We start from the raw sequence: 26,065 nt of genomic DNA, 5'->3' as shown, positions 1-26,065 counted from the left end.
AACAGAATTTATAGAGTACAGTTCAGGTTATTGTTAACTATTTAATCGATATAATTATTTTGCAACAGGAGTGTGGGTCCTCTTCAAATAAGGTCATCGCATTACGAATATCATCAAGAGGAAAATGATGCGTGACTAATTTTTCAGGATAAATTAATCCAGATGCTATCCAAGACATAACAACCGGGAATTTATTACTATTAAGGCGTGAGGTGAATATTGTCAGTTCCTTGCTAGTAATATCTTTTTGTACCAGTGTACCTGCAACATCGGAGAAACCCAATAAACCAATACGTCCTGCAGGAGATATCAGAGCAATAGCTTCGGTTAGAATATCTGGATGACAAGCCGCATCAATAATTAAAGTCGGTTCATCAGTAAGCTGCTCCTTTAACGATATTTTACTATTGTCTATAACCTGATCGGCCCCATTAATAAGAGCTAGCTTTAATCGTTCTGGAACTCTATCTACAACAATGACTTTTTTAACGTTATAGACATGTTTCAGTACTTGGGTGGAGGTCAATCCCATTGGCCCGGCACCATAAATCAAGGCGATATCGAGTTCCGTAGGTTGCATTTTGCTGCAAATATTTGCACCAATAGTGAATGGCTCGATCAGGCTTGCATACTCATCCGAAATGGTATCTGGCAACTTCCATGCACTTTTTTGCGGTACGCACGCATATTCACTGAAACCACCATCACGATGAACACCGATAACCGACAGTGATTTACACACATTTGGTTTTCCAACCTTGCACGGATAACATTCACCACAATTAACCACTGGGTCAATAGCCACCCGTTCTCCTATGCGACTGGCTGCGACACCTTCGCCCACTGCGTCAATAATGCCCGCAAACTCGTGGCCGATCACGCGCGGATATTTTGCAAATGGATTATGTCCATGCCATATGTGAACATCGGAGCCACAAATGCTGGCGTTTCTGACTGCAACGCGGACTTCATTTTCACTAGGTTGAGGTAGTGGTCTGTGTTCTATATCCAGTTGATTGGGTTGTTGAATAACAATACTTTTCATTATTTTTCTTCCTTACCAGTTCCACAAAGTGCCATCTTCAAGGCGAGCAACCGGCAAATATGCAGGTTCATATGGATATTTCGCCGCCAGTTTTTCATCAAATTCAATGCCAAGCCCTGGTTTGTCGCTTGGGTGCATATAGCCGTTATCAAACGTCCAGTTGTGAGGGAAGACTTCAAGCATTTGTTCGGAATAGCCCATGTATTCCTGCACACCAAAGTTCGGAACCCACAAGTCAAAGTGCAATGCCGCTGCCATACAAACTGGCGACAGGTCAGATGGCCCATGGGAACCGGTGCGCACTTGATAAAGTGAGGCGAAATCAGCGATACGGCGCATTCCGGTGATGCCGCCTGCGTGAGTGATGGTGGTACGGATATAATCAATAAGCTGCTCTTCAATAAGCTGCTTGCAGTCCCAGATGCTGTTAAACACTTCGCCTACAGCAATTGGCGTGACTGTGTGTTGGCGGATCAGGCGGAAACACGCCTGGTTTTCTGCTGGAGTGGGATCTTCCATCCAGAATAGGCGATGCTCTTCAATGCTTTTACCAAAACGCGCGGCCTCGATTGGTGTCAGTCGGTGATGCATGTCATGCAGTAAATGCTCGTTGAAGCCAAATTTGCTACGCACGGCTTCGAATAATTTCGGCGTGAAATCAAGATATTTTTCTGTCGACCATAATTGCTCTTCCGGCCACTCTCCTTTGGTTGCCGGTTCGTAAGACAGCCCTTTGCCTTTTGCCATGCCGTAGGTTGTTTTCATTCCCGGCACACCACATTGCAAACGAATAGCTTTAAAACCCATCTCTTTATGGCGTGCGTAATCTTCCAGCACATCATCAATGGAATGACCTGTGGTGTGGCAATAAACCATCACACCTTCACGTGATGCCCCACCCAACAATTGATATAGCGGCATGTTGGCAGCTTTCGCTTTGATGTCCCACAGCGCCATGTCGACGGCAGAAATCGCAGACATGGTTACCGGGCCACGACGCCAGTAAGCTCCTTTATAGAAAAACTGCCAGATATCTTCGATACGGTGCGCATCGCGGCCAATCAACTGCGGGCAAATGTGATCTTTCAGATACGATGCAACCGGCAATTCACGGCCATTTAAGGTGGCGTCTCCTAGGCCGGTTAACCCATCGTCAGTAGTGATCTTCAGGGTGACAAAATTTCTTCCCGGACAGGTGACAAACACTTCAGCTTTAACAATTTTCATGACATTCACATCCTGTTCTTGCTGATAACGAATGGATGGAAATTACCCCAAGTAATACTACCATACAAGTATTTTTAAAGGGGTTATCGATAAGGATCACATAAATGAGTAGCTTGAAAGTAAAACTGCAGTTCAGGAATGAGGCAAAGAATCGCCCTGAGCGATGAGGTTGATGTGAATCGCCACATGTTTATCAGACACCTCAGAGTCATTTAAGATGGCTTAAAGAGAGGTGCCCATGAGCGGTAAGCGTTATCCCAAACAGTTTAAAATTGAAGCAGTCAAACAGGTTGTTAATCGCGTTCATTCTTTTTCCCGCGTTGCAACACGTCTCGGTATCACCACCCACAGTCTTTACGCCTGGATAAAGAAGTACGGGCCGGACTCTTCCTCCAAAAAAGAACAGTCAGATACTCAGGATGAGATCCGTCGACTCCAGAAGGAGCTGAAGCGGGTACCCGAACAACTGATGGATAAAGACAATTCAGGCGAGTCGTACTGGTGTAAGGGAAACGATGTCAATAGCTCCCTCTGCTCGCTGAGCGGCGTCAGTGACGACCATAAATTTGCCCTGATTCAGGACTGGCCGGGCACTGCCTGAGCTGATAATAATTTTGGTGTTATCGACCTGGTACATCAGACCGGTATTAATGTGCCCTATGATGGCGGTGACTGTCAGGGTGATGTGAAGGCCGAATTCGTGCGTGGCGCGAAGGATAACGCCCTGTATGTGAAGATTGTCCGGGGCAGCAAAACGTTGCTGATCTATAAAGTTAAAACCGGATACTGACACCACCATTAATACAACATAAACCCAGCCCCTGTTGCTCACGCAACAGGGGCTTTTTGCATTTAAGAATCGCGTGATGTCTGAGCCAGTTTCGTCGTTAACGACGACTGAGTAAGAAAAAGAAAATACGCTAACTTTCAATACGGAAAATATGAAATTCAACCAATACATTCATATTTTACTGGTGGCGGGTTCCGCACTGATGACATTAATAACCCTGATTACCTCCGGCAGTCGGGGTTTTCTTTTTTTGTCGCTTAATATCCACCGATAGCCCTGGCAGTTCCGAACGACGAACGTAGTGGTTAGTTTCTATCTTCAGGTAAATGTATCCGCTTCTGGTTATAAAGTCTGCTGAGAGCGAAAACCGGAAGTTCGGAATGCATCCTTATATCGAGGTATCTTGAGTTATGGGAGCAAATCACATGCACTGCAGGACTTGGGCCAGATTAATCGTTTTGTTATTCAGGACGGATGCTTGTGCATCTGTGTATTCAATAAGAAAAATGTACATATCTGCAGTAGCAAAAAAAAGAGCTGCTTTACCATTTCACATAAAACAGCCCCCTGTATTTCCCTTATAGCTTAACGATTAAAAATCAACGAGTTCTAACTGACGCGCCATATTTAATTCATTACGCTCCACTATTTCTTCAACAATTTTGCCGGACGTATTAAACCTGAAATAGGTCAGGCTGGTCCAGGTGACATCCCTGCCACTGACGTCAAAACCGTTCCACGTGTTAGAGCCTGTCGTCACATGAGTCAGGGCGACAACAACCTGGTCGTCAGCAACAACCTCTTTTTGAAATGTCGTTACAATAGTCTTATAGCGGTCGGTCACATTCTCGCGCAGCCCTTTTTTAAAAACCTCAAGACCGACTAATGGCCCGGGGCAGTCAGGACGGTGAATCACCACGTTTTCATCAAAAAATTCATTCACGCGTTCGACATCTTTTCCGTCGACACAGTATTTAAAATAGGCTTTAACCACATCCAGGTGACTCATCTTCATTTCTCCGGGTTAATTAATCAGGGCCCCACCCTCAATATCTACTATCGAGCCGGTGACAAAGGGGTTATCCATGACAAACAGATACCCTTTTGCCAGGTCTTCTGCACGACCATACCTTTTGGCCGGTAGATTTTCTGCCGCCCGCGCCAGCATCTGTTCACGTGCTTCCGGTACCATACCTGCATAGGCTTCAGTATCTGTCAGTCCCGGACTGATGGCGTTAACGCGCAGAGGAGATAACTCTTTTGCCAGCATTTTCACTGCAGCTTCCAGAGCCGCATTCATCGTGGTTTTCACCAGGGTGCCGGGAACGGTACGACGGGCAAGAAAACCGCTGGTCAGGGTCAGTGTTCCTCCGGGTTTAATTTTCCCGCTCAGATGACGGGCAACCGCAAGACTGCCCCAGAATTTGGTATCAAACGCCTGTTTTGCGGTCTTCAAATCCAGGGTGGTTAATGCGCCACCCGGCGCCTGGGAGCCCGCCGTCACCACAATGTTGTCCACCGGTTCAAGCGTCCGGGCCAGGCGCTCAAGTTGCGCTTCATCGGCGATATCCAGTACCAGGCTTTCCGCTGACGCACCGGTTGTCTGAAGTAGCTGACAGGCATGTTGAAGTTTATCGTGATGGCGACCGGCAAGAATAATATGCTCCCCACGGGTTGCCAGAAGCTGTGCCACGGCGAAACCAATCCCAGTAGCGCCACCAATAATGAGTGTGCGTTGTGTCATGATTCAGACCTCAGTCGTCAGGAACGGATAATCGGTATAACCCACTTCAGTACCGCCAAACAGCGTTGCCGGATTGCCCATCTCTGCCAGCGGCAGGTTTTGTTTCAGACGGCGCGGGAAGTCGGGGTTGGCAATAAACGGGCGACCGAAGGCCACCAGGTCCACCACACCCGCCGCCAGCAGTTTGTCGGCTTTTTCACGGGTGTAATTCCCCGCCACAATAATGGCACCGCTGAAGGTTGCCCGCAGGGTTTCACGGAACTCATAAGGCACCTGCGGTGCATCATCCCAGTCAGCTTCAGCCAGATGAATAAAGGCGATGCCCTTTGTTTCACACCAGGCCGCCAGCGCCAGAATCGCTTCGATGGCCTGTGGGTCGTCCATGCCACGTTGGGTGATAAATGGCGCCAGGCGAATACCGGTGCGCTCTGCACCAATGGCGTCGCTGATGGCTTCCAGCACTTCCTGAGCGAAACGCACGCGGTTTGCCAGGCTGCCGCCGTATTCATCGGTCCGTTTATTCGAGGAGCGACGCAGGAACTGGTCAATCAGGTACCCGTTGCCACCGTGGACTTCCACACCGTCAAATCCGGCTTCCATAGCATTGATGGCCGCCTGGCGGTAATCCGCAATCACCTGCTGAATATCGCCATGGGTCAGCTCACGCGGGACCGGGCAGTCAACCATTTCACCCACACCTTCGCTGTTGACTACCCACACCTGTGCCTCCGGCGACAACGCTGAAGGGGCAACAGGCTTGCCATCCGGGTGAAAACTTTCATGAGACATACGCCCCACATGCCACAACTGAGAGAAGATTTTACCATTCACTTTATGAACCGCATCGGTCACCAGACGCCAGCCTGCGATTTGTTCAGCGGAATGAATACCCGGCGTCCAGGAGTAACCCTGACCCTGCGGAGAAATCTGCGTCGCTTCGGTGATGATGAGACCTGCACTGGCGCGTTGCTGGTAATACTCCGCCATCAGTGCAGTGGGGATATTGCCCGGCTGCGCGGTACGTGCACGGGTCATCGGCGCCATCACAATACGGTTTTTTAGCTCAAGATGGCCAATCTGTGTGGTTTCAAAAAGAGGGTGTTGTTGCATGTTCTGTTCTCCAGGGCGGTCAGTTATGGCTTGACTTTACGTCCTGCGCGTCGCTTTGATAATGGCGGGAATAACTGATTCTATTTTCAGGAAAACGGAATAATGGGCAAGTTTGAAGATATGACGTTACTGGTGGAAGTCGTGGAGGCGGGTGGACTGGCCGCAGCCGGACGGCGGATGAATCTTTCTCCTGCCACCATGACGGCCCGGTTAAAGGCACTGGAGGAACGCTATCAGACCCGGCTGTTTAATCGTTCCACCCGGGCAATTGCACTGACACGTGCCGGTGAGGATTTTTACCACGCCGCACTTCGCGTGATGGAGGAAATGGCGCAGGCCGAGTCGAAACTGACACAGAAAGACGGGATGCTCAGCGGCAGCCTGCGTATTTCAGCGCCATCAGATTTTGGCCGACAGTATCTTTCGGCCGCACTGCTCGATTTTTCCCGCCTGCATCCTGAAGTCAGAAGCTTTGTCTATCTGAGTGAAAGTGTGGTGGATTTGATTGCCAACCGTCTGGACATGAGCGTGCGTTTCGGCAACCTCCCGGACAGCAATCTGGTGACGAAATTTATTCGCCCCAATCACCGTGTACTGGTTGCGTCAAAAAGCTACCTTGAAACACATGGAAAACCTGTGCATCCGGATGACCTGCACGGGCATCGTTGCCTGGTGATGGAGCAGCGCGGCACGCCGATGAACGAGTGGCGTTTTGAAGAGCATGATGTGCCCTCCATGGTGCGGGTCACGCCTGCTATGGTGTGTGATGACGGTGCCCTGCTGCGCCAGTGGGTGCTGGCCGGTGCGGGTATCGCCAGCAAATCATGGTGGGATGTGAAGCGCGATGTCGAACAGGGGCGGCTCATCGTCTTATTTGCCGACACCTTTATCGGTTTCAGTCGCCATGACAAAAAACAGGTTGGCCTCCAGTTTGTCTACCCGCAACGCCGTTTTCAGCCCTTGCAGGTGACGGCGTTCAGCGAGTTTTTCATCAACTGGCTGGATAATGAATGATCCGGTAACAGGTTTATTCATAAAAACAAAATAATCCATTCCATATTACTGCCATTATCAAAAGTGATTCTTTAGCCCAGAATGACTCTCATCATTCATCTGTCAGAGTCACTTATGAAACCGCAACGTATCCCTTTACAGGTCTGGATACTGACCTTATCTGCTTTTGCTATCGGCACCGCCGAGTTTGTTGTCGCCGGGTTACTCACTACCATGGCGCACTCCCTCAATATCACCGATGGCCAGGCGGGAAATGTGATCACCGCTTACGCCATGGCGATTGTTATCGGTGGGCCGGTGCTGACGCTGTGGCTTGCCCGTTTTGAAAAACGTAATGTCCTGGCCGGACTGATGGTGATGTTTATTGCCGCCAACCTCGTCAGCGCCTTATCCACCAGTTATTCGGTGCTGCTGGTCAGCCGGGTGCTGGCGGGCCTGGTACAGGGGCCGTTTTACGGTATCGGTGCGGTGGTCGCAACGCGTCTGGTGGCAGAGAATCTTGCGGGTCGCGCAGTAGGGCAAATGTTTGCCGGGCTGACGCTGGCCAACGTGTTGGGTGTGCCGTTCGGGGCCTGGATTGGCAATATCTTCGGCTGGAACGTGACGTTTTATGTTGTCTCCGCCCTGGGTGCGGTGGCGCTGGTTGCTATTATGCTGACCATTCAGCGCCAGCCTCCTGAGCCGGGTAAGAGTGTGCGTCAGCAGCTGGCGGTATTCCGTCATGGCCCGTTACTGGCAAGCCTTGCGATCACCGTTCTGTGCTGGACGGGCTTTATGACGCTGTATGGTTACATTGCACCACTGGCAGAGCAGGTGGCAGGTTACAGCGTACAGGCGTTAACCGTACTGCTGTTTGTGGTCGGGCTGGGCCTCGTGGTGGGTAACCATATCGGGGGTATGACGGCTGACCGCAACCTGCGCCAGGCGCAGCTTTTATGGCCGGTCCTGATGGTCGTGTCACTGATTGTTGTTGGCCTGGTCAGCAGCCATTACTGGTTGTTTATGGTGGCGACGTTCCTGTTCGGCATTGCCTCATTCGGTAATGTCCCGCCATTACAGATGAACGTACTGAAACATGGCAGTACTGCACCGGAACTGGCGGGTACCGCTAATATCTCAGCCTTCAACCTGGCGAATGCACTGGGCGGGATTATCGGTGGTCTGACCGTCGACAGTGCCCTCGGCGCGGCAGGTATTCCGTGGGTGGCGATACTGATCCCTGTGGCCGGCATTGCGTTTGTGCTGTTTAACCGTCGTACCACTGGCCTGAAAGTCCAGGCCGCGAGGTAACTATGTACATCGACCATGCGACATTCCGAAGCAGTGACATGGACGCCACGCGAGACTTTTTTATCGAAGTCTTTGATTTACAGCCCGGGGCGCGCCCCGGTCTTATCAGCAGCCGCATTCCCGGTTACTGGTTATATGCGCAGGACAAACCGCTGGTGCATATTATTCCTGCGGGCGATGAAGGGTACCCTTTACCCGCTGCGGCGTTAAAAGAAAGTATTGACCATGTGGCATTTCATCTCGAAGGTTACGGTGCCTTTCGGGAAAAACTCCAGGGTCTTGGGATACATTATTCCCTGATGGACCTGGCTGATATTCAGGAACGGCGAGTGTTTATACGAGCCCCCGGAGGGCAGTTAGTTGAAGCGGTGTTCAGTGAACCTGTACCGGAATCAACTTCTTGAAGGACAATGCCATTTTCTGAAGCAGTTCGGATCTGTATGCATGTCACTCTGCTGTCAGCGCCTGGTTTAGGGGGGTATCCGTTGGCAGGCAGTACGGCGGGATAGCGAACCAAAATACAACTGTGCAGGGATAACGGGCTAATTGGGGGCCAGTTATCCCGCTTATTTTCACGTTTGAAAGATAAGTCTTATCGTTCAGTCATTATTTTTAAGCGGTTCGATTTACGCTATTTTCTAACCTGAGATTTTAACGGCATTAATAAGACATTCTGTCTCTTACTGTAAATTAACAGGCATCACTGCTGTGATAGTTATATTGGGTTCTACACAGTGATAAAGACCAGAGCGGATGTGCTCTGTTGGTGATGGTTCCCGTGAGTCCGCATACTGAATCAAAAATATCATTCAGCCGCGCCCCGGTATTAAAGTTCGACGTAGTAACAGAAATGTTACTTTTACGCTATGGCTAATACAGCATAGCGTTTTTTTTATCCAACTCTATTCCTTTGAGGACGAGCATGAAAAAAACACTTCGTATCGGTCATATTGATTTAAGTTTCCACGCGGCCAGTGCAGCGCTGGTTTGTACTGTATTTGAAAAATATGGCTGGCAGGTTGAAATGACAGCCAGCCCTCATGAAGAGATGTTTAAGCGCTATGGGAAAGGAGAAGTGGACATGCTCGTTTCAGCCTGGCTCCCTGCCAGCCACGATGTCTATCTGGCCCCTTATCAGGATAATACGGTTAAATTAACAGTCCTGTATCATCCTTACTGTATATGGGGAGTCCCTGATTATGTCCCCGTCAGCGATGTGAGCTCTGTTGAAGACTTACTCAGACCCGATGTCCTGTTGAAAATGGAAAAACGGATCCTGGGTATTAACCCGGGGGCCGGGATCAGCCGTTTTTCTCGTACAATGATCGAGGAATATCAACTTGCCGATTCCGGTTATTATTTTGAAACTGGCAGTGAATCGGCGTGCTACAGCACTTTTGAGCAGGCTGTCAGCGAACAGCGCTGGCTCGTTATTCCCTTGTGGCATCCGCAGTTCCTGCATCACCGATATACTATCCGGGCATTAGAAGAGCCAAAAGGGTTACTTGGCGGACAGGATGAAGCTACGCTGATTGCGTCCAAATCGATAACAGAGACATTCGAACCCCAGTTACTTGCTGAGCTTCAGGCTTTATCACCCGGTAATACCGTCATCAGCGAGCTGGATTATCTCATCTGCCGAAAAAATAAAACCCCCGGTCAGGCCGCTGAAATCTGGCATCAACACCACTATCAGGAATAGCCTGTTGTGGGAGAGCACAAAAAAACGGCGAGCAGGCTCGCCGTTGCAAACTGTCTTTAATTAGCGGTCTTTTAAACTGGCATCCACGCCCGAGAAGAGATTAATGATGGGCTGGAACGCCGTTTTCCATTCGAAATCCAGTGACAATTTACCTGCGGAATTAGGCAGTAAAAACGGAATAGTGACCATAAAATAAAAGAAGGGAAATTCCCATCCGCCTCCTGGCATCATCCATGTGTAACCGATACCAAAATGTCCACTCATTAACTCGGCCGCAATAAGATAAATTGCTGCAATAAAAGCGCCAGCACGGGTCAGAAAACCGAAACCAATCGATACTGCTGCTGTGAGTTCGGCGAGCCCACCGAGAATAATCATTGTAACGGCAACGTTTTCACTGAGCACGGTACCGAAAGTATGCATACCCACGACATTCTGAAAGAAACCAACCAGACCGGCATCATGATGCGACAAAAACAGTTTTTCAGTACAATGCGTCAGGAAATTAAATCCAACAAACATTCTTAAAAAGGAGAGTGCGACCTCCTGGTGACCATATTGACGTATCCCCTCCCTGAAGATAATGATGGCCTGGAGCAGCAGAGGAATGAATGTGATGGCGGTTAACCAACCCACCCGCGACCAGTCATGCTGATCGGCATTTCGCACGACAATCAACGTAAAGAACAACGTTAACATAAAACTTATCAGGCGGTTTTTACGCCATAAGAGTGCTGTCAATGGGATCAGGAATGAAAACAAAACCATCACGATTGCGGACCATGTCCCGTCGTACTGATTCAGGTATGTCACCGATGCAATAAAAGAAATCAGACCGGTAATAAAGGTTAAATAATAAATTTTAGCTTTCATTTATTTGCCCCTGTTAAGAAATACTAAAGGTCACTTATTTCTGATAACTTTGAGTGTAAGAGTGGATGTGGCAAGTGTATGTTGATTAATAAAATACCCGGTCAGTGGTGCGGTTGAATTATCCGGTACATCGAGTTTTTCAACATCAAGAGCGTGTAGTGTATAAATATAAGAATGGACTTTTCCCACGGGAGGACAAGGACCAAGATAACTGCGCTTGCCGGTATCATTTGCTTTTATTGTTGCACCATCCGGTATTTCATTTCGTGAGAGATGATTGCGTGCTGCGGGAATGTCAATTAGCATCCAGTGCCAGAAACCACTGCCTGTATCAGCATCTTTATCGTATAAAGTGATGGTATAACTGCGTGTCCCTTCAGGGGACGAATGCCATGATAATTCAGGCTGGATATTGTTCCCTTTACATCCGAAATCATTTGCCATTAAATCAACGGAGATATTTTCACCATTATGCAAAACCGAACTTTTCAACGTCATTCTGGCAGCATATCCCGTTGCTGATGATACCCCAGCCCACAGAATCAACGTTGCTATCATTACTTTTTTACTGAATCTCATTCGTCCCCCATAAATATTCAACTAAAATACAATTGAGGAATATATTTATAACACTGGATGGCTTTGTTCTGCTATCTATTAATACTGAATAAATAATTCACCTGAAACGAATAATATATTTTGAATTATGGGGTGTAGATCTTGTTTTTTCAGGTTCGTTACAATCCAAAAAAGTAAAAACTACTGACAGGCGGTAGTGTTGTAACGTATTTACCCAAAGAGTTCTGAAAAGGGATATGAACTACTTAATTAAAAAATGTCATATAATAATATATTAGGCTGTAGGCTCCTTTGCCACGCACTTATTTTTTCTGGGCATTGGTTGTGCCTGCAACTGACGCATTTGCTTTTTCCATTCCGAATATTTAAGTCCGTGTTCTGACGCGGCTGCGTTTTAGACCGAATCATTTAAAATAACAGCTGAAATTTTTAAAAATTGAATTTATAGCTGATTACGTATTTAAAATATTTTCAGATAGATATTACATCCATGAACATACCCAACTATTGGCCGGATCCTTGCGATCCGGCTTTTTTATTTATCTGAGGAGATGTTATGGAACATAAAGATCCGTCTGAGCCTTTGCGACAAGTACTTTCCGGATTACCTGCATGGGTCAGCGGTAACAGTGCTTATGGCTACAACGGTCAGGCAACGCTGAACGTCGCCTTCTTATAACTCATCAGCCCCGGAAACGTGATATTGCATCACTACTCAAGGCCCCTGTTGCTCACGCAACAGGGGCCTTTTGCATTCAGGCGTAACACCGCTTTTTGTCATCAGCCTTACCCGCTTTATCTCAGTATTTTCATTACTCATTTCATATCAGTCCTGACCGGCTGACTTTTTATATCTGGAGCAAAACCATGACTACACAAGCTGACACCACCCATTCACCGATTAGTGATTCACAAATGACTACCGTCATTACGACCACCCTGGTACCTGATGAACTGCGTGCTGACTTTTGGCCGCAGCACTTCGGGCGTATCCCACAGTGGATTTTTATCGAAACCCATGTTTTCGGCTGGATGGACCGCTTCTGTGGAGACTACAGCGGCGGTATCTGGAACTTCTACACACTTAGTAACGGGGGGGCATTTATGGCACCTGAAGTTGAGGATGACGAGAAATGGAGGCTGCTCAACAACATGAATGGCAATGGCGCAGAAATGAGTGCGGAAGCCGCAGGCATTGCCGTGTGTCTGATTGAGTACAGCCATCACGCCTGTCGTACGGAGTGCGATGCCATGACAGAGCATTATTTCCGACTGCGTGATTACTCTCTACAGCACCCTGAATCCAGCTCCATTCTGCGCATCATCGACTGAACGGAGGAACCGATGAAACAGCTTTCCTTTTTACCCGGCGAGATAACGCCACAGGACCGGCATCTTATTCAGCGGGCACTCAGGGTTCTGGACCGGCACCTGCATGAGCCTGGGGTAGCCTTCACCTCCACCCACGCCGTACGTGAATGGCTGCAACTGCATATGGCTGCACTTGAGCGGGAAGAGTTCCGGGTGCTGTATCTGAACAATCAGAATCAGTTGATTGCCCATGAGACGCTTTTTTGCGGCACGATTAACCGTACCGAGGTCCATCCCCGAGAGGTGGTTAAACGCGCTCTGTACTTCAACGCGGCGGCGGTGATACTGGCGCATAACCATCCTTCCGGTGAGACGATCCCCAGCCAGGCCGATAAAGCCCTCACGCAGCGGCTGGTACAGGTACTTCAACTGGTGGATATCCGTGTCCCTGACCATCTGATTGTCGGTGGCAGGCAAATCTATTCGTTCGCTGAACACGGTCTGCTGTGAGGAGGTCTCAGGAAAATAATCAGTAAATCTGATGCCATGCGACTTCACCACCAGCATCCACAGTCCCGCGTATTTCGTTACAACATCGGCAAATACCAGTGGCATGGCAGCAGTCGTTATTACCTCGGTAAGGACCTCCCGGGTATTCCCGGTGTGCTGGCGGTGTACGCCGAACGCCGCCAGGGCCGCAACGGGCCGTATACCTTCCTGATGAGTATTACCTTGAACTGACAATAAAGGAGGTTAGAAATGAGCAATATCACATGGGGTCTGCAGCGGGATATTACACCGCATCTGGGAGCCCGTCTGGTACAGGAGGGTAACCGGCTGCACTATCTGGCTGACCGGGCCAGTATCACCGGTAAATTCAGTGACGCCGAATGCTTGACGCTGGATGAAACATTTCCGCATTTTATCAGCCAGATGGAATCGATGCTGACCACTGGTGAAATGAATCCTCGCCACGCCCACTGCGCCACCCTATACCACAACGGTTTTACCTGTGAAGCCGATACCCTTGGCAGTTGCGGCTACATGTACATCGCCGTTTATCCCACTCAACGCTAACTAATTTGACGAGAGCAAACATGAAAACTTTACCTGCAACAACTCCGCAGGCGGCTAAGCTATGTCTGTCGCCCGTGGCTGTCTGGCAAATGTTACTGACACACCTGCTGGAACAACACTATGGTCTGACGCTAAACGACACGCCGTTCGGTGATAAAACAGTTATTCAGGAACATATTGATGCTGGAGTATCGCTCAGCGATGCGGTGAACTTTCTGGTAGAAAAATACGAGCTTGTCCGTATCGACCGGAAGGGGTTTTCGTGGCAAGAACAAACCCCGTATATTTCCGTAGTGGATATTCTGCGAGCAAGGCGCTCTACCGGATTGCTATAAGCTAACGTGAAATAAACGCTTAAATACAGAGCAGACTAAAGGAAAGCAAAATGCTAATCTCACAGACGAAGAGACTTCTGCTGTGCCTCCCCTCCCCTGCAAAAAAACCTGACATTTTCTTTTAGGACCAACAATGGGACCAAATTGAAAACTGAACTGAATATTAAAAGCTATTAAACAACAAGTTACAGCACCAATTCAGACTCCGCCAGCCCACCAAAATTCTCCATCGGTGATCACCAGAGTCATCCGATGAAGTCCTGAGAGCCCGCACGGCGTAAGCCTGGCGGGCTTTTTTGTGCCTTGAATTTGTCCTGCGAAGTCTAATGCCAACTAATTAAATCCGAACCTTTAGGCACCTTGTTAGGCTCCTCGTTAAGCTTTATTATTTTTGAGGTGCCTAAAACTATGGAAACCCGCAATGGCATGTAAGTATCCCGCATAATCATGCTGTCATACGGGCAGAAAAATCAATCGGGCTTTTCAGCCACCGCAGTGAAGAACAGGACGCTGTAAAAGAGAGTTTTTTGAGAAGAAGCGAAACCGGAGAAACCCCACAGGAAATGTCTATGGGGTGGCATTGATATTATTAAATGGAGTACAAATCAATAGGTGTTACACACAACGCCATTCCCCATAGGGTTACAGGTCGTCGTAGTCATAGTTGGTGCTGCTGATTGCTGTTGAACTGCTTGTTGCTGCTGCATTTGCGCATTAGCCGCATTCAATCCACTAGTAAGCCCCTGCATATCAGCGGCGGCGTAACAAGCCGCCTTATCACCACTATCACACATTGCCATTACCTGACCAACTGACTTAAAAGCATAACGACTGTTCCACATGCTATTGGGGTCATTTGTACAACCACTGAGTACACCTAAAGAAACTGCAGCTATCATCAATAACTTAACATTCATTTTTATTAACACCTAAGGAATTACCTACACTGTAAATTAATGTAAATCCAAATAATTTGTAAAGTGGTGATCTGGGTCAATATAAAATAGTTAATCACGTTCCATAAGCACGCAATAAAATTATGAATAACAATACAATTACAATATAAATACAATGCCACATACACTGCATGACAGAATACAAGTCAGAAACCGATACTTTCTAACTTGCAACGGTCAGTTTATTTAACCTATAGCTCCATAACACAACCATCAGTTTTTATAAGTTTTTTATAAGCATAGTCTTGCTGCTCTATTATTGATTAATACTCATAGAGCACAAAAAAAAGAACACCCACCCTAAGATGGCTATTACCCACTACACCATTCAGATCTTATCGGCATTTAAACCCACAACAAAACGATGGCATTTTGCATCATCTTTGGTGCAGAATTTTGGCTTGTTTAAATTAAAGGTAGGCAAACCAGCATGGAAAAATCTAATACAGACCGCCTGACCCTGACCCGAAATCCTGCACTATTCGGAAACAGAACTCTTCCCTGTCCTGGTCACCGGTTTGTTCGCGGGTGAGCATAAAATCAGACGTTACACTTCCACCATCAAACCAGCTGTCCCAGCTTTCGCCCGTGGTGAATTTTTATTCTCATCGGTAGCATTCTACTGGTGCAGGCGATAAAGACGCGTACAAATTTATGTACATTATTACGCTCTGACAAATGATCTTGTCCCCGGTTAAACTCAGCCCCATATATATATACATATAAAAACATTACTAATATATCGCCGCGAGTTTATTTTGCCGACAGACAAATCATTTACCTAAGCAACATTAACACCGCCCCCCCTCTACCACCACCATCCATTAACCAACTAATCCTTATCTGAAATGGTATAGCGGAAATCCCCCGCACTACCCCTAATATTTTTGCATTAATTCCCTACGTATGGTCACGGCGATTCATTTCATTAACATGCCGTTTTCATTTATACAACGTGCATATTCCTAATTTCAGGCTAATGTCGGTACCGTCAGTTTATTCTGTAGATAACTATGTTACTCTGGATGCAATTAATGAAATTTTAACCAGCCCCGCAAACGTTCTTTTTGTTTGGAATTATCTATGCGATAAATTTTTAAAGGTTGTTATATGAATAATTTTACTGAGAGAAGTATGCAATGCATTCTCATTGGTGGGTGTGTAGAGTTTACCCCATACAATCGGATTTTAAAAAACACAAAAACCAATAAAAAATTAAAACTGCATGTCCCGGCGAGCTTGTGCTTTGAGCGATTATTAAGTAATCAAGGGAGTGTCGTTCCTCAGGATACGCTTATTCTTTGTGGTTGGGGTGAGAAAAATACTGCGGTAAGTTCCAATACGTATTATCAGTGCATATTACACCTACGCAAAAATCTCGCACTGGTTGGCCTGGATAATGTGATTGAAACTGTTCCGCGGCATGGCATTATGTTTAACCATAATGCTGAGATAATTTTTAATACTATTACAGAAGAGAAGGAAAAACCGACATTCGGAAATTATGCCAGAGAATCTGATGATGAAAACAAGCCTGCTTATCACTTAGTCAGCACAAAAATCCCGGTACAGGAAGAGAGCAATGATGGATACTTTACCAGTACTGCAGAAGAAAAAAACACTGGTTCAGGTAAAAAACTGGCGCTTGCCATTATCGCCGGTGTATTCGCAGTGGCATTGCCGCTGATCTTTATGCATCTGCACTCTACTGATGACATCAATGATAAGTATATAAAGCTGGCATCGGATAAATGTACCATTTTTGCCACCGACAACAGGTTCTCGGCTACTGAAATAAAAGGGCTAATGGATAAAGCCGGGTTGCAATGCCTTAATAAGGAAACCGTGTTTTTTACCGCATCGCCGATGCAAAGCCGGTTAAACTTCATTTACTGTACCGTATACGATAAAAATCAGCAGAACTGCCGTTCGGTGACGCTGATAGGAAAAATTAAGGGTGCGCGATGAAAAACAAATCTTGTTATCTTGCTTTGGCAATCACCGCCGGTATCGTCGTTTCAATCTATGCTTACACTCAGATAAAACCAGCGTTTGCATTTACTAAAGAAATGTCATGTCAGAGTCGCCATACTCTGATTCATGACAACTTAACGCTTGATGTCAACTATGGTTTTACATTCGGCAATCACCAGGGGGAGTTGACGATCCATGGCGTTGCTACTGAAAATAATCAACACGCCCAAATACGCCGGATAGTTAGCTTTAGCTATGCTAAAAACAGTGGCGTTTATATATTACACTCTCAGCGGCTCGAATCATTGAGCGGTGACGAGAGTGATGAAAGCAGTGTTAACGCTCATTTCCCGGCTTTTTTCTATGAAACGGGCAAAGATACGCTGGTTAAAATCGAGCGGGATAAATTCAACACCCCCGTTATCTACATGCAGATGATGCCCGTTTTTTATTGTAAGACCTTTAGTTGAGTTTTTCTTCCCAGCACAATGACTTTGTTCTTTTACCCTGCCAGAGGTCCCGTATCCCGACGCGCCATCGGGGCACGGATACTCTGACAGCGCTTACTGGTAGGTAAAGCTGAACGTGGCGGAAGCAGCGACATCGCCCCCTTGTTGTAGCTGTAGATCGCCACCGTTATAGTAATAGTGGGCCTTGAAGGGCAAGGTCTCCGTCTCTTTGGCATCATTAACCACCAGGAAAGTCTGCCCGAGGGTGACGGGATTATTGCCATACATCATCTGTATACCGACCGAACTGCCGGCGGAGTCGGTGCCGGTGCTCTGATTGGCCAGCACGTCGTTACGACCGGTCATGGTGGTGCCTTCAAACTTCATCGAGACTTTGGTCTGCGGCGTGCAGCTGAGGCCGATATTAAAGTCTTTGCCACCCGGATACCTGCCGGCATTGCTTTTTAACGCTGATGTTTTGACATCTAATAATGTCACGGTCTGGTTGGGATTGGTTACCGAGCAGCCTTTTTCTGGGGTGATTGTGATGGTATTACTAATTGAAAGATGTCTGAATATATTTATATTCCTATCGCTATTACTATGTGTTGCAATAATAGCCAGTGGTTTTGGCAGCGAGAGAACACCTTGTCCGACGTTATTACTTGTCGCATAAAACTGCATATATAGATTTGGTAACACTCCATCTATATAGCAACCTGTTGTATAGCAAACAGGAAAATCAACTGTAATAAAGGGCGACGGGGAGACCCCATACTGACTCCCCCCCACACTCTTAAACAATTTAAACCCTACCCCAGGCACATTTGTCTCGTATACATCAGAATAAGATGAAGGTGTCAATACAGTATTTAGATTTATATATACCTGCGACACATAATTGCACTGATAACCGTTTATATTCCCAGTATAAAATGGCCCGAAGACTTCACTAATGGGGGTGCCTGGCTCTGCCGTTCTTGGCACGGTAATCCCCCCCGTAGCAACGGTTACAGAGTACGAATAAAAAGGAGGAGCACACAACGCAGCCAAAGACACCCCCGGTGCCAATAAAAACAACAACGCTATCCATTTAATTATACGCATCATAAGATCCTTAAATTATAAACACTGCGCCGTCAGGCTGCGTATTCCCGAAGCCACCGCCTCATCAGATACCTGGTATGCCGCGCGGCACTGCTGCCCTGCCCCTTTGCCCCAGCGGACATCCAGCTCGCCCTGCTGCGCCAGCCCCGTCAGATAGACCTGACCGCCGTCGCCCACGATATACCCCTGGTCGGCAGTCTCTCCTGTCCGGGTCACCGTGGCCCCGAACGGCACCGTCTGACCACCGGCGCGGCTCAGCACCATCAGCGCCCTGATCCCGACGCTGGTCTGGTAGTTCGCCTTCACCACCGCCCCGCGGGTCGGGATCACCGTCTGCGACATGATTGCCACCTCGGTATCGTCCCCCAGCGTCTGCGGATCCAGGGTCACCGTATTCCGGCGATACGGGCTGCCGTACGACACCACCGTATAGCCGCGGAAGTCGGTCTTCACGCCGGTCTGGCTGTTCACCGCCACGCCGCTGGCCCCCGGCGCCGCCACCAGCACCACGGTTTCCCCCAGCGGCTGGGACAAGGTAATGCCCTCGCCGTGGGCGACAATCCCGCCCTGCAGGCCGTAGTTCAGACGACGGCTGTATTTGTCATAGCTGTAGCCGCCGTTCACTTCGCCATAGGTCGCCCGCCAGTCGGCATTCAGGCTGCCGCTGTAGCCCAGGCCTTTTGTGCCGTAGCCCTGCTGCACGCCCCAGCTCAGGTTGCCGCCCTCCAGCGCCGTGCCGTTCAGGCCCAGGCTGTGGGTGGTGCTCCCTTTTTTGCTGCTGTTGACCATGTAGCTGGCATACAGCGAACGGCGGTAATCGCGGCTGAACAGCCGGTCCAGCGGGGCGCTGATGTTGAACGAGAACAGGTGGTCGGTACTGCCCGCGTGGCGGCTGCTGTAGCCATCGAGGCCTGAATTGCGGCTGTAGGTGTAGCTCAGCCCGTAACTGATCCCTTCCCAGGAGCTGTTGTAGCCTGCCCCGAGGGATTCCAGTCGTCTGCTGGTGCTCCAGTAATCCTCACGAACCGCGCTCAGCCCCAGGCTGCCCAGGGTTGAGCCCAGGCTCTGGTTGAGGCTGACTTCTGCCCGGTTGCGCCGCCGCTCCTGCACCTGCCAGCTGTATCCCTCGCGTTGGGTGTCCATCACTTCCGCCAGGCTCCAGTAGCCGTTGGTCGCGTAGCGGTAGCCGGCTATCGTAAAGTTGGTTCCGGTGCTCAACACATTCTTGCTGTAACGGGCCCGGAAGGAGCGCCCGTTCTCTTTGGGCTGGTTCTGGCGCTTTGACCAGGCCTGGGTGACGTCAACGGACACCGCCCCCAGCGACCCGAGGTTCTTCCCGGTCCCCAGCGCCAGCGACTGATAAACTGAGGAAAACTGCCCGCCGCCATAGGCGGTAAACCCGGCCGGCAGCCCGTAGATCAGCGTGCCCTGGGTGAAGGGGGTTTTGTCGACCTGGCTGTCATAGGCCCGGTAGACGCCGGAGGTCAGGCTGTATTTCAGGCGCCCCTCGCGCTGCAGCACCGGCAGAGAAGCATAGGGGATCACCATGTTCTGCTCGCTGCCGTCAGACTCTTTGATCGTCACCTGCAAATCACCGCCGGCACCGGTCGGGTACATATCGCTGATTTCAAAGCTGCCGGGAGAGACGTAGGTCTGATAAATGGTGTGGCCGTTCTGGCGGACGGTGACCTGGGCATTGCTCCGGGCGATCCCCCGGATCGACGGCGCATAGCCGCGCAGGCTTTCCGGCAGCATCTCATCATCCGAGGCCAGCTGCCCGCCGCGAAACGGCACGCCGTCGAACACATCGGACGGGCTGGTGCTGTCCCCGAGCAGCAGCTGGCCGCCCAGCGCCTGGATATCACGCTGCAGATAGGTATAGACCGTGTCCCACTTGTTGCTCGTGCTGCCGCCCTGCTGGCTGCTGCGCGACCAGGTGGAGTAGTTGCGCAGGCGCCACAGGCCGATGTTCAGCCCCGGACGCAGGTTGACATACTGGCTGTTGCTGTCACGTCCCTGGCCGTTGCGGGGGGAGTTGCTGGCCCCGCTGAGGCTGTAGTTGAGCAGCGCGGCAGGAATGCCGTCGTCCCATAAGCGCGGGTCCACCCAGCCACGGGCGGCGTTGCTGACCGCTGACTGGGGAAAACTCAGCAGCAGCTGCTGTTTCGTGAAGCGAAATTCACTGCTGGCCTGCGGTATGGCCGACATCAGAGCGCACTCTGCATCCCCCGCGCCCAGCGCCGGGAACTTGCCGACCAGCACGCCCCACTTTGCGAGGTCGTCCAGCGGGATACAGGGGAGCAGTTTGCTGTGGCCGTCCGGCGCGCTACCGGCGCGGAACTCCACCGTCCGGGTGTCCATTTTTTGATTGTTGAGAAAGATATCGACCCGGTAGTCTCCCGGGGTCTGGCCGCCTTCATCGGCAAACACCGACAGGTCGACAGCCTCCTGGCCTGTGGACCCACGCTCCAGCAGCGCCGGGTTAAAATAGTCCCGGGCAGCGGCATCCGGAATAATGCCGGCCTGCAGAAGCAGCGCCGCGGCGACACACACCGCCCCCTGGGTAAATGTGGTTCTGAGGTGCTGATTGTTCTTGTTGTTTTTGTTGTTCTTGTAGTTATCCATCCCCTGTCTCCTCCATGTGACCGACAAACGAGCGGCGCCGGTTAATGCGGTGCGGTGTGCTCCGGCCCGATGCTGCCGTAGTCATTGATCAGCTTCCAGCTCACGCTCCCGGCGGCGCCCGACGGGGCGGTAAAGGTCGCCTCGCTCATCGGCAGCACGTAGGTGACATCCGCCAGGTCACGCCCGCCGAGCCTGATCTCATAGAAATTCATCACAAACGGCGTCGGGTTAGTGACGGTCACTTTGTTGCCGGCAACGCGCCAGCGCAGCTGGCTGGTCTGTTCTTCAGGCACGCCGGACAGCGCCGCCGGGCGGTAAATCAGCTTGATGCGGTTTTTGACGGCAATCTGCAGGGTGTTGACGTTGTCCTGCTGCGTTCCCCGGGGAATGGCTTTGACGTTGAGCCAGTAGAGGGACTCCCGGTCTTCCGCCAGGCTGCCGCCGGCGCGGACGATACGCAGGACGCTCTGCTGGTTACCGTCGAGGCGAAACAGCGGCGGGGTAATGATAAACGGCGCCTTTTCGGCGCTGTCTTCCCGGACATCCGCCCAGGACTGCACCAGATAGGGTTCAGGGGAAGAGCTGGTGACGCTCAGCGAGGCCTCTTTGCGGCTGCCGTCATAAATCACACGCGTGCCGCCCACGGTAATGCCACCAGCCGACGCCAGCTGCCCGCCCAATACGGCAGAAAGCGCCAGAGCTTTAATCCAGATATTCATAACGTCGGGGACTCCGTTGCTTAGCAGAAGATGGACCGACGGACGCCGGTCCACAGCACCACGCTCGCGGACCAGACAGGGTCCACGAGACGGGGATTAGTTGTAGATGAGGGTGAAATTAGTGGAGGTATCTGCCGGGCCGGCGGTGACGGTAGCGCTTGTGGACTGGTAACGAGCATTAAACTCGAGATCGTTCGTACCCACAGCCAGGGTATATGCTGCTGATGTGGCTCTCGGCCGAACGATCGTGTTATTAGCATCAGCAATCAAAATGCCGACACCGGTCGCCACTCCCGCCACAGCATTCGGAGCCAGAAGACTAGCATCGTCTGGATGAGGGGCATTCTCGAACTTCACCTTGACCGTTTTGGCGCTGGCCGGGCAGCTGGTCAGGTTAATCTTAAAAGGTGAGATGGATGACTGCGCGCCTTTTGTTCCACCGAATGTGGATACCGCGACCTCCCCCAACGTCACAGTCAGAGGGTTAGTGGTATTATTGGTTACGGTGCAGGACTCACCCGTAATTTTACCTCTAAATTGAATTTATCCGTCATAAGCCAGCGCAGATGCAGATAAAGACCCCGCAATAATCGCCGCTGCAATAATACTTAATTTTTTCATTTTATTTTCCCTTGCTAATAATTGAGGGTCACGCCCTCGATATCACTCATGCAATAAGCACATGAGTTCCTTATAGAAACAATAAATCACAACGGAGATATTATAATCAGTTGAGAGTATTGTTTGCGCCAAAGGACATTATGATTTCGCACCGGCGTTGAACACAGAATTTATCTTTTTTATTTTTATTAAAATCCACGATATTATTTAAACCACTTCTTAAGTTATCTTATTTACAGCAATATTAAATCACATCTTGTTGATATTTAAAGAAAATAACATCATCAAACAAACTCAGTGACGGTTCCCTACATTATTTTACCTACGCTGAAAAAGATGCAATATGAAGCAGAGCCGCAGGCTAAGCCAACATACAAAAACCCATTATGGCAATTTGCTTTTGTTTAAGCCGACGACTGGCACATTTCCAATGGCGGATTATTCAGCCATTTATCAGACTTTGTCTGTGATATCCCAGCAGCGCACGGTTATTCCCGGCACTTCTGTTCCCGGTAATTCCCTTCACTGCGTTCCACATTTTGTTAAGAAGAAAGACCAGTACAGTCTGCGCAGCAGTTTCGCCGCGCGACCCGGGCGGCCAGGCACAACGATGCGTTTACGGTATTAAAGGACAGGAAACGTTACCCACCCGACGCAGGAAAATATTTCAAATATGAATGGGATAGGGTTGGTTGCGGTGGCACAGAAGCACGACGTTTACATTACAACTACACCTTAAAAAACGAATTAAACAGCCGAAAGAACAGGAAAAACCGCTGTCCCCCTCAGCAATTACGGTGCTGAGCCCGTAGGCGTCAGTATTTTTCAGGCAACTCTTTTAAAATCGAATCCAGCTTTCCGTTGCGCACGTCAATATAGCCGCCATCTTTTAAGTCAGCGAGAATCTGGAATAAATAGCTGCGCGATATTTTGGTGCGTTTCAGAATAAACCCCGCCAGGCTGTCGTCATGTAAGATGCCTTCATCCTGTTGAATTTGATAGCGGTAGATCATGGAACGAATCACATTATAACGATTGCTAAAATTTCGCTCATTATAAGAATCCAGCAGCATCACCAGGGTAAATCCGGTCATTTTAATCAGATAGCTAAACTGCGCTTTTTGGGTAAACCTCTCGACAAAATCATCATAGTGCAGGGTCGCAATTTTGCTGTCCTGCTTGGCGACGTACTGCAGAGAGACGGATGAACCAAACGACTCCACCAGCCCGAGAACCATGCCCCGCACGGCTTTCCCGACGCGGAAAGGTTCTTCATGAGCCACCGTGATGCTCTCATGCTCCGGGAACGTAGGTTGCTGCATGTTGATCGCCAGCACCCCGCTCAGTACGACAATAATCTCGCCGTTTTCAATTCTGAAAATCTCGCCGCTTTTAATTATCCGGGTATTATCAGGCGTCGCGACAGATTTAATAATCGACTCATCCTGAGTAATAATTTTTTTATACTCAGAAATAATAGCAGAGTACTTTATTTTCATTTTTCGGCGCCTCTTATATACACTCTCCGCAGGTTAACATCACTTTTCCTCTATTGAAAGCGCAGCGCTGGCGCGATCCCACAACTCCAAAATAAATACTGAATCCGTAAACGGACTGTCGTCTGGTTAAAATCATCTCTTCGCACTAGAGTCTGCTTCACACTTTCATGTTCTGATTGCATTTACGCAATTCTGCAAATTGCATCACCCACAATGAAATTTCGAATTCGCATCACATTGTAAAAAATTCATGATCGGATGAGTGGTGGGTAACTCATTGATAGTCTATATGTAATGTAACTAAATCCTTACATTTGTAACATCAAATACTACAAGCCGTTTTCTATACGTCATCTGTTTTACCGTCGAAGGAACCTTGCCAATGCCAAAAAATGTCCCGTTTAAACGCACGATGCTGGCCAGTATGCTTACGCTAGCTTCAGGTGCCGTAACGTCTGCCTATGCAGCGCCGGCAACCGCCCCCCAAAAACAAGATAACGCCAAGCCCAACATCGTCGTGATTTTTGGCGATGACATCGGTTACTGGAACATCAGTACCTATAACGGCGGCACGATGGGGTATCAAACCCCAAACATCGATAAGCTGGCCTCTGAAGGTGCAAAATTCACCTCTTACTACGCTGAGCAGAGTTCTACTGCTGGCCGTTCTTCCTTCATTACCGGGCAGATGCCGTTCCGTACCGGGATGAGTAAAGTCGGTATGCCTGGTGCGCCACAGGGCCTGCAGAAAGAAGACCCGACGATTGCTAACATCCTGAAGCAACTGGGTTATGCCACCGGTCAGTTTGGTAAAAACCACCTCGGTGACCGCGATGAGTTCCTGCCTACCGCCCACGGTTTCGATGAGTTCCTCGGCAACCTGTATCACCTGAACGCTGAAGAAGAGCCAGAGAACCCGGATTATCCGAAAGACCCGGCCTTCCGTAAGCAATTTGGCCCGCGCGGCGTCATTAAGAGCACCGCGGACGGCAAGATTGAAGATACCGGTCCGTTGACTATTAAGCGTATGGGTACCGTCGACGAAGAGACTCTGGCGGCCAACAACGACTTTATGGAACGTCAGGTGAAAGCGGGTAAACCGTTCTTTACCTGGTTCAACACCACCCGTATGCACAACAAAACCCACCTGAAAGACGCCAGCATCGGCGTGACCGGTCTGGGGACATACGCCGACGGCATGGTTGAGCACGATAAGATGGTCGGTGAAGTGCTGCAGAAGATTAAAGATCTCGGCATTGAAGACAACACCATCGTCGTTTACACCACCGATAACGGCCCGATGACCGCCACCTGGCCTGATGCCGGTGAAACGCCATTCCGCGGCGAGAAGAACACCGGCTGGGAAGGCGGCTTCCGCGTACCGGCAATGGTTCGCTGGCCGGGCCATATCAAACCAGGCACCGTGATTAACGGCATGTTCGGTTCCAATGACTGGTTCCCGACGCTAGTTGCCGCCGCGGGTGAGCCGAACATCAAGCAGGAACTGCTGAAAGGCTACAAAACCCCATCCATCACCTACAAGGTTCACCTGGATGGTTACAACCAGCTCGATTACCTGATGGGTAAAGGCAAAGATCAGCGTAACGAATTCTTCTACTGGAGTGATGACGGCGATCTGCTGGCGATGCGTATGGGTCGCTGGAAAATCCACTTCATGATCCAGGAGCATGAAGGCCTGGATCTGTGGCGTTATCCGTTCACCAAACTGCGTGCGCCGCTGATTTTCGATCTGGATGTCGATCCGTTAGAGAAAGCTGACAAAGGGATGGGCTACCAGTCCTGGTTCTACGATCGCATGTTCCTGATGGGCGGCGCGTCTGCTGAAGCGAAGAAAATGCTGGAGACCTTCAAAGAGTTCCCACCGCGTCAGAAACCGGGTTCATTCACCATTTCTGATGCCTCTGCTATGCTGGAGCAGGGTTCTGGCGTCAACAAATAACGTGTCATTAACATGAGGCGCTGACCTCAACAACAGAGCGGGTTGCATCAGCAATCCG

At 49.6% G+C, this 26,065-nt stretch carries 26 protein-coding genes and 3 pseudogenes; 15 read left to right on the top strand and 14 right to left on the bottom strand.

Annotation, left to right across the window (positions count from 1 at the left end):
- Positions 1 to 37 precede the first annotated feature (37 nt).
- Positions 38 to 1,045, bottom strand: coding sequence for a Zn-dependent oxidoreductase (locus EDF82_RS18045; RefSeq protein WP_123756883.1), 1,008 nt, complete (start codon positions 1,043 to 1,045; stop codon positions 38 to 40).
- Between the two features lie 12 nt (positions 1,046 to 1,057).
- On the bottom strand, positions 1,058 to 2,272 hold the full coding sequence (gene rspA / locus EDF82_RS18040) for a starvation-sensing protein RspA (RefSeq protein WP_123756882.1): 1,215 nt from the start codon (positions 2,270 to 2,272) through the stop codon (positions 1,058 to 1,060).
- 238 nt (positions 2,273 to 2,510) lie between these two features.
- On the opposite strand from rspA, the pseudogene EDF82_RS25505 reads away from it, so the two are divergent.
- Positions 2,511 to 2,738, top strand: a pseudogene (locus EDF82_RS25505) (transposase); the annotation flags it as partial.
- Positions 2,718 to 3,062 (top strand): annotated as a pseudogene (locus tag EDF82_RS25690) (hypothetical protein). The pseudogenes EDF82_RS25505 and EDF82_RS25690, both read left to right, overlap by 21 nt.
- 592 nt (positions 3,063 to 3,654) lie before the next feature.
- Here the strand turns inward: EDF82_RS25690 and EDF82_RS18030 are convergent.
- From EDF82_RS18030 to EDF82_RS18020, 3 genes are read right to left on the bottom strand one after another with little or no spacing between them, the layout of a single operon-like run.
- Complete coding sequence (locus EDF82_RS18030) at positions 3,655 to 4,071, bottom strand: ester cyclase (RefSeq protein ID WP_199733703.1); 417 nt, start codon at positions 4,069 to 4,071, stop codon at positions 3,655 to 3,657.
- A 15-nt stretch (positions 4,072 to 4,086) separates the two neighbouring features.
- Positions 4,087 to 4,806 (bottom strand): SDR family oxidoreductase, encoded by a 720-nt coding sequence (locus EDF82_RS18025; protein WP_123756880.1) that lies wholly within the window; start codon positions 4,804 to 4,806, stop codon positions 4,087 to 4,089.
- A gap of 3 nt (positions 4,807 to 4,809) precedes the next feature.
- Positions 4,810 to 5,916, bottom strand: a complete 1,107-nt coding sequence (locus tag EDF82_RS18020) for an alkene reductase (protein WP_123756879.1) — start codon at positions 5,914 to 5,916, stop codon at positions 4,810 to 4,812.
- Between the two features lie 102 nt (positions 5,917 to 6,018).
- Between EDF82_RS18020 and EDF82_RS18015 the strand changes: the two genes are divergently transcribed.
- From EDF82_RS18015 to EDF82_RS18000, 4 genes are all read left to right on the top strand, one after another.
- Positions 6,019 to 6,930, top strand: a complete 912-nt coding sequence (locus EDF82_RS18015) for a LysR family transcriptional regulator (protein WP_123756878.1) — start codon at positions 6,019 to 6,021, stop codon at positions 6,928 to 6,930.
- Positions 6,931 to 7,044: 114 nt separating this feature from the next.
- Positions 7,045 to 8,220 carry an MFS transporter gene (locus EDF82_RS18010; protein ID WP_123756877.1) on the top strand — a complete coding sequence of 392 codons (1,176 nt, stop codon included), beginning with the start codon at positions 7,045 to 7,047 and terminating at the stop codon, positions 8,218 to 8,220.
- A gap of 2 nt (positions 8,221 to 8,222) precedes the next feature.
- Positions 8,223 to 8,624 (top strand): VOC family protein, encoded by a 402-nt coding sequence (locus tag EDF82_RS18005; protein WP_123756876.1) that lies wholly within the window; start codon positions 8,223 to 8,225, stop codon positions 8,622 to 8,624.
- Between the two features lie 518 nt (positions 8,625 to 9,142).
- On the top strand, positions 9,143 to 9,922 hold the full coding sequence (locus EDF82_RS18000; RefSeq protein ID WP_123756875.1) for a glycine betaine ABC transporter substrate-binding protein: 780 nt from the start codon (positions 9,143 to 9,145) through the stop codon (positions 9,920 to 9,922).
- Positions 9,923 to 9,982: 60 nt separating this feature from the next.
- On the opposite strand, the gene EDF82_RS17995 is transcribed toward EDF82_RS18000, so the two are convergent.
- Both EDF82_RS17995 and EDF82_RS17990 read right to left on the bottom strand, forming a co-directional pair.
- Positions 9,983 to 10,795 carry a DoxX family protein gene (locus EDF82_RS17995; protein ID WP_120066456.1) on the bottom strand — a complete coding sequence of 271 codons (813 nt, stop codon included), beginning with the start codon at positions 10,793 to 10,795 and terminating at the stop codon, positions 9,983 to 9,985.
- Between the two features lie 30 nt (positions 10,796 to 10,825).
- Positions 10,826 to 11,374, bottom strand: coding sequence for a YbhB/YbcL family Raf kinase inhibitor-like protein (locus tag EDF82_RS17990; RefSeq protein ID WP_123756874.1), 549 nt, complete (start codon positions 11,372 to 11,374; stop codon positions 10,826 to 10,828).
- Between the two features lie 556 nt (positions 11,375 to 11,930).
- On the opposite strand from EDF82_RS17990, the gene EDF82_RS25500 reads away from it, so the two are divergent.
- From EDF82_RS25500 to EDF82_RS17965, 6 genes are all read left to right on the top strand, one after another.
- Complete coding sequence (locus EDF82_RS25500) at positions 11,931 to 12,053, top strand: autotransporter adhesin family protein (RefSeq protein ID WP_227540138.1); 123 nt, start codon at positions 11,931 to 11,933, stop codon at positions 12,051 to 12,053.
- 188 nt (positions 12,054 to 12,241) lie between these two features.
- The gene (locus EDF82_RS17985; RefSeq protein WP_123756873.1) at positions 12,242 to 12,706 is read left to right on the top strand and encodes an antirestriction protein; all 465 of its coding nucleotides are present in this window, start codon (positions 12,242 to 12,244) and stop codon (positions 12,704 to 12,706) included.
- A 12-nt stretch (positions 12,707 to 12,718) separates the two neighbouring features.
- Positions 12,719 to 13,195: a RadC family protein gene (locus EDF82_RS17980; protein WP_123756872.1), complete on the top strand. Its 477-nt coding sequence runs from the start codon at positions 12,719 to 12,721 to the stop codon at positions 13,193 to 13,195.
- Between the two features lie 15 nt (positions 13,196 to 13,210).
- Positions 13,211 to 13,426 carry a DUF987 family protein gene (locus tag EDF82_RS17975; RefSeq protein WP_227540149.1) on the top strand — a complete coding sequence of 72 codons (216 nt, stop codon included), beginning with the start codon at positions 13,211 to 13,213 and terminating at the stop codon, positions 13,424 to 13,426.
- Positions 13,427 to 13,444: 18 nt separating this feature from the next.
- A complete protein-coding gene (locus tag EDF82_RS17970) occupies positions 13,445 to 13,762 on the top strand; it encodes a type IV toxin-antitoxin system YeeU family antitoxin (RefSeq protein WP_123756870.1) in 318 nt (105 codons plus the stop codon).
- Positions 13,763 to 13,782: 20 nt separating this feature from the next.
- Complete coding sequence (locus EDF82_RS17965; protein ID WP_123756869.1) at positions 13,783 to 14,097, top strand: TA system toxin CbtA family protein; 315 nt, start codon at positions 13,783 to 13,785, stop codon at positions 14,095 to 14,097.
- A 605-nt stretch (positions 14,098 to 14,702) separates the two neighbouring features.
- Here the strand turns inward: EDF82_RS17965 and EDF82_RS17960 are convergent.
- Together EDF82_RS17960 and EDF82_RS25495 are read right to left on the bottom strand one after the other, a co-directional pair.
- Entirely contained in the window at positions 14,703 to 15,014 is a 312-nt protein-coding gene (locus EDF82_RS17960; protein ID WP_123756868.1) for a hypothetical protein, read from the bottom strand.
- A gap of 479 nt (positions 15,015 to 15,493) precedes the next feature.
- A pseudogene (locus EDF82_RS25495) lies at positions 15,494 to 15,640 on the bottom strand (hypothetical protein); the annotation flags it as partial.
- A gap of 523 nt (positions 15,641 to 16,163) precedes the next feature.
- On the opposite strand from EDF82_RS25495, the gene EDF82_RS17955 reads away from it, so the two are divergent.
- Both EDF82_RS17955 and EDF82_RS17950 read left to right on the top strand, forming a co-directional pair.
- Positions 16,164 to 17,021 (top strand): winged helix-turn-helix domain-containing protein, encoded by an 858-nt coding sequence (locus tag EDF82_RS17955; RefSeq protein WP_123756867.1) that lies wholly within the window; start codon positions 16,164 to 16,166, stop codon positions 17,019 to 17,021.
- Positions 17,018 to 17,497 (top strand): hypothetical protein, encoded by a 480-nt coding sequence (locus tag EDF82_RS17950; protein WP_123756866.1) that lies wholly within the window; start codon positions 17,018 to 17,020, stop codon positions 17,495 to 17,497. Before EDF82_RS17955 ends, EDF82_RS17950 begins: the two co-directional genes overlap by 4 nt.
- Positions 17,498 to 17,590: 93 nt before the next feature.
- Here the strand turns inward: EDF82_RS17950 and EDF82_RS25490 are convergent, their stop codons facing one another.
- The 5 genes from EDF82_RS25490 to EDF82_RS17925 all read right to left on the bottom strand — a co-directional run bounded on the left by EDF82_RS25490 (position 17,591) and on the right by EDF82_RS17925 (position 24,047).
- Positions 17,591 to 18,160 carry a fimbrial protein gene (locus EDF82_RS25490; protein WP_227540148.1) on the bottom strand — a complete coding sequence of 190 codons (570 nt, stop codon included), beginning with the start codon at positions 18,158 to 18,160 and terminating at the stop codon, positions 17,591 to 17,593.
- Between the two features lie 438 nt (positions 18,161 to 18,598).
- Positions 18,599 to 21,208 carry a fimbria/pilus outer membrane usher protein gene (locus tag EDF82_RS17940; RefSeq protein ID WP_123756864.1) on the bottom strand — a complete coding sequence of 870 codons (2,610 nt, stop codon included), beginning with the start codon at positions 21,206 to 21,208 and terminating at the stop codon, positions 18,599 to 18,601.
- Between the two features lie 41 nt (positions 21,209 to 21,249).
- Positions 21,250 to 21,927 carry a molecular chaperone gene (locus EDF82_RS17935; protein ID WP_123756863.1) on the bottom strand — a complete coding sequence of 226 codons (678 nt, stop codon included), beginning with the start codon at positions 21,925 to 21,927 and terminating at the stop codon, positions 21,250 to 21,252.
- Between the two features lie 96 nt (positions 21,928 to 22,023).
- Complete coding sequence (locus EDF82_RS25685) at positions 22,024 to 22,470, bottom strand: fimbrial protein (RefSeq protein WP_123756862.1); 447 nt, start codon at positions 22,468 to 22,470, stop codon at positions 22,024 to 22,026.
- An 893-nt stretch (positions 22,471 to 23,363) separates the two neighbouring features.
- On the bottom strand, positions 23,364 to 24,047 hold the full coding sequence (locus EDF82_RS17925) for a helix-turn-helix domain-containing protein (RefSeq protein ID WP_123756861.1): 684 nt from the start codon (positions 24,045 to 24,047) through the stop codon (positions 23,364 to 23,366).
- A 382-nt stretch (positions 24,048 to 24,429) separates the two neighbouring features.
- On the opposite strand from EDF82_RS17925, the gene EDF82_RS17920 reads away from it, so the two are divergent.
- A complete protein-coding gene (locus EDF82_RS17920) occupies positions 24,430 to 26,007 on the top strand; it encodes an arylsulfatase (protein WP_123756860.1) in 1,578 nt (525 codons plus the stop codon).
- The last annotated feature ends 58 nt before the right edge of the window (positions 26,008 to 26,065 follow it).

Source organism: Klebsiella sp. BIGb0399 (genome assembly GCF_003752615.1).
Lineage (GTDB): Bacteria > Pseudomonadota > Gammaproteobacteria > Enterobacterales > Enterobacteriaceae > Klebsiella > Klebsiella lignicola.
The sequence above is the reverse complement of the archived record's forward strand: the minus strand, read 5'-3'. Positions and strand labels throughout refer to the sequence as shown.

What these genes read in the sequence shown, in the direction of transcription:
- EDF82_RS17960 (WP_123756868.1), bottom strand. Translation starts at nt 15,014, where the DNA reads ATGAATGTTAAGTTATTGATGATAGCTGCAGTTTCTTTAGGTGTACTC.
- EDF82_RS18025 (WP_123756880.1), bottom strand. Translation starts at nt 4,806, where the DNA reads ATGACACAACGCACACTCATTATTGGTGGCGCTACTGGGATTGGTTTC.
- EDF82_RS18020 (WP_123756879.1), bottom strand. Translation starts at nt 5,916, where the DNA reads ATGCAACAACACCCTCTTTTTGAAACCACACAGATTGGCCATCTTGAG.
- EDF82_RS17970 (WP_123756870.1), top strand. Translation starts at nt 13,445, where the DNA reads ATGAGCAATATCACATGGGGTCTGCAGCGGGATATTACACCGCATCTG.
- EDF82_RS17925 (WP_123756861.1), bottom strand. Translation starts at nt 24,047, where the DNA reads ATGAAAATAAAGTACTCTGCTATTATTTCTGAGTATAAAAAAATTATT.
- EDF82_RS17985 (WP_123756873.1), top strand. Translation starts at nt 12,242, where the DNA reads ATGACTACACAAGCTGACACCACCCATTCACCGATTAGTGATTCACAA.
- EDF82_RS17940 (WP_123756864.1), bottom strand. Translation starts at nt 21,208, where the DNA reads ATGGATAACTACAAGAACAACAAAAACAACAAGAACAATCAGCACCTC.
- EDF82_RS25490 (WP_227540148.1), bottom strand. Translation starts at nt 18,160, where the DNA reads ATGCAGTTTTATGCGACAAGTAATAACGTCGGACAAGGTGTTCTCTCG.
- EDF82_RS17955 (WP_123756867.1), top strand. Translation starts at nt 16,164, where the DNA reads ATGAATAATTTTACTGAGAGAAGTATGCAATGCATTCTCATTGGTGGG.
- EDF82_RS25500 (WP_227540138.1), top strand. Translation starts at nt 11,931, where the DNA reads ATGGAACATAAAGATCCGTCTGAGCCTTTGCGACAAGTACTTTCCGGA.
- EDF82_RS17935 (WP_123756863.1), bottom strand. Translation starts at nt 21,927, where the DNA reads ATGAATATCTGGATTAAAGCTCTGGCGCTTTCTGCCGTATTGGGCGGG.
- EDF82_RS17965 (WP_123756869.1), top strand. Translation starts at nt 13,783, where the DNA reads ATGAAAACTTTACCTGCAACAACTCCGCAGGCGGCTAAGCTATGTCTG.
- EDF82_RS18010 (WP_123756877.1), top strand. Translation starts at nt 7,045, where the DNA reads ATGAAACCGCAACGTATCCCTTTACAGGTCTGGATACTGACCTTATCT.
- EDF82_RS18015 (WP_123756878.1), top strand. Translation starts at nt 6,019, where the DNA reads ATGGGCAAGTTTGAAGATATGACGTTACTGGTGGAAGTCGTGGAGGCG.
- EDF82_RS18045 (WP_123756883.1), bottom strand. Translation starts at nt 1,045, where the DNA reads ATGAAAAGTATTGTTATTCAACAACCCAATCAACTGGATATAGAACAC.
- rspA (WP_123756882.1), bottom strand. Translation starts at nt 2,272, where the DNA reads ATGAAAATTGTTAAAGCTGAAGTGTTTGTCACCTGTCCGGGAAGAAAT.
- EDF82_RS17980 (WP_123756872.1), top strand. Translation starts at nt 12,719, where the DNA reads ATGAAACAGCTTTCCTTTTTACCCGGCGAGATAACGCCACAGGACCGG.
- EDF82_RS18000 (WP_123756875.1), top strand. Translation starts at nt 9,143, where the DNA reads ATGAAAAAAACACTTCGTATCGGTCATATTGATTTAAGTTTCCACGCG.
- EDF82_RS17950 (WP_123756866.1), top strand. Translation starts at nt 17,018, where the DNA reads ATGAAAAACAAATCTTGTTATCTTGCTTTGGCAATCACCGCCGGTATC.
- EDF82_RS17990 (WP_123756874.1), bottom strand. Translation starts at nt 11,374, where the DNA reads ATGAGATTCAGTAAAAAAGTAATGATAGCAACGTTGATTCTGTGGGCT.
- EDF82_RS17995 (WP_120066456.1), bottom strand. Translation starts at nt 10,795, where the DNA reads ATGAAAGCTAAAATTTATTATTTAACCTTTATTACCGGTCTGATTTCT.
- EDF82_RS18030 (WP_199733703.1), bottom strand. Translation starts at nt 4,071, where the DNA reads ATGAGTCACCTGGATGTGGTTAAAGCCTATTTTAAATACTGTGTCGAC.
- EDF82_RS17920 (WP_123756860.1), top strand. Translation starts at nt 24,430, where the DNA reads ATGCCAAAAAATGTCCCGTTTAAACGCACGATGCTGGCCAGTATGCTT.
- EDF82_RS18005 (WP_123756876.1), top strand. Translation starts at nt 8,223, where the DNA reads ATGTACATCGACCATGCGACATTCCGAAGCAGTGACATGGACGCCACG.